This window comes from Ideonella sp. P3_A4, assembly GCF_056403075.1.
The window spans coordinates 1-2214 of record NZ_JBFUGE010000833.1; the positions used below are offsets into that span (position 1 = coordinate 1).

2 protein-coding genes are annotated in these 2214 nt (G+C 63.7%); both read right to left on the reverse strand.

Annotated elements, in window-relative coordinates; all coding sequences use genetic code 11:
- Positions 1-292 precede the first annotated feature (292 nt).
- Positions 293-1714: an ATP-binding protein gene (locus AC1DYI_RS33325; protein WP_477208392.1), complete on the reverse strand. Its 1422-nt coding sequence runs from the start codon at positions 1712-1714 to the stop codon at positions 293-295.
- Positions 1711-2214, reverse strand: a 504-nt coding sequence (locus AC1DYI_RS33330; protein ID WP_477208393.1) for a sensor histidine kinase, incomplete at its 5' end; no start/stop codon positions are given. The genes AC1DYI_RS33330 and AC1DYI_RS33325, both read right to left, overlap by 4 nt.

Below are 2214 nucleotides of genomic sequence, written 5' to 3' on the forward strand. Positions count from 1 at the left end.
GCTTGTGCATCTGCCATGTGGAAAACTCCTGAGTTGAAACCGCCGAGCAGCCGCCACTGGGAACGCATCAACGTTCCCGGCCATCGCTACGCCGTGGTGATATCGGACCCGGATGTACTTCTTATGAGCCCACTAGAAATACTAGCGGCCGGCGTTTCGTCCGGTTTGTCCGAATAGTGCGGCAAATCGCGTCGAGTTGGCGACTTTGCCTTCGAGAAACCACGTGGCTTGGCGGTGAAGCCGGGCTTGAACCTGCGCTGTTCAGGCCCCGCGTGCGCACAACAGGCCCACGTCAAGCCAGCACCGCCTCCTGCTTTGCTTCGGCCACCAAGCTGCGGCGCAGCGGCAAGGTGACGCGAAAGGTCGTGCCGCGTCCGACCTCGCTGTCGACACGGATGCTGCCTTGGTGCTTTTGCACGATGCCATAGGACACCGACAACCCGAGCCCCGTGCCTTTGCCGATCGGTTTGGTGGTGAAGAACGGGTCGAAGATCCGCGGCAGCACATCTGCCGGAATGCCGGAGCCGCTGTCGGCCACCTCGAACCACGCCTCGTCGACCTCGCCGAAGCTGGTGCCGCTGCGAACGACGATGCGGCCCCGCTCGCTGCCCATCGCATGCGCCGCATTCACCACCAGGTTCATCACCACCTGGTTGATCTGCGACGGCAGGCATTCGACCTCGGGCAGCTCGCCGTATTCCTTGACGATGTCGGCCTTGAACTTCACCTCRCTGGCGACGATGTTGAGCGTCGAGTCGATGCCCTTGTTCAGCTGCGCCAGTTGCCAGTCGGTCACCGAGTCGACATGCGAGAAGTCGCGCAGGTCCTGCACGATCTTGCGCACGCGCATCAGGCCCTCTTTCGAATCGCCCATCAGGCTGGGGAGATCCTCTTTGAGGTAGCCGATCTGCAGCTCCTCGTGCAGCGCAATCAGGGCCGGCGAGGTCCCGGCTTGCTCGTAGGCCGCGAGCATGCGAAACAGTTGTTCGAGGTAGCGCTCCAATGACCCGAAGTTCGAATAGATGTAGCCGATCGGGTTGTTGATCTCGTGGGCCACGCCGGCGGCCAACTGGCCGATCGACGCCAGCTTTTCCTGCTGGACGAGTTGCACCTCCAGGCTCTTGCGACCCGCCATTTCTTGCTGCAGCGCCTCGTTGGTCTGGACTAGCTTGCTGGTGCGCTCGACCACAGCGGCTTCGAGATTGTCGATCTGCAGTGCCAACTGCTGGGTCATCTGCCATTTCGCGGTCAGCGCCCGCGCGAGCTGATGCACCTCGATGTTGTCGAAGGGCTTCTTCAGGATCAGCAACCTGTCCTGCGCGTTGAGGCGCTGAAACACCTCTTCCCAGGACGTATCCGAATAGGCGGTACAGATCACCACCTGCAAGCGCGGATCGACCTGCCACAGGCGCTCGATGGTCTCGACGCCATCCCAGCCCGGCGGCATCCRCATGTCGACGAAGGCCATGGCATAGGGCAGACCCTTGTCCAGCGAGGCCTGCACTTTGGCGAGGCCTTCCTGGCCCTGGTAGGCCGAGTCGAGCTCGAACTGCGGCGCCGCGTCGGCCACGGGTTCGTCGCCGAAGAGCGCGGCGCGGGCCGCGTCCAGCGCCGACTTGGCTGGCGACTGCGGCGCAAGAATCTTGCGAAAGTCCTCGTGGATCGTCGGCATGTCGTCGACGAGCAGGATGCGGCGGTTCGAGGGCGTGGTCATGAAGCTTTCGTGGACGACTCGGCGGCCACATGGTGTTGGGTTTCAGCGGTCTTCGGCTGCAGCGGCAGCTCGAGCGTGAAGACGGCGCCCTGACCGGGCCCTGCGCTGGCCGCGTGCAAGGTGCCGCCCATTTCGCGCGCAGCCAGCACACAGCTGTGCAGGCCGAAGCCGTGGCCGTCTTTCTTGGTGGTGAAGCCGTGCGCGAAGATTCGCGTCAGGTTCTCGGCTTCGATGCCTTCGCCGGTGTCGGCCACCGCCACTGTCAGCGTCTGCTCGCCCGCCAAGCTGACGCGCAACGTGAGCTTGTGGGTTCCGCCGGGCACGCTCTGCATCGCATGGCGTGCGTTGCCAATCAGGTTGACGAGGATCAGCAGCACGCGATGCTTGTCGAGCATCAACTCGGGCACCGATTCGAAGTCACGCAGCACCTCCACGTCCCGGGCCAGCAAGGCGCCGGTGTCGATTCGCAGCGCGTCCTCGACCAGCTCGCGGATCTGCAC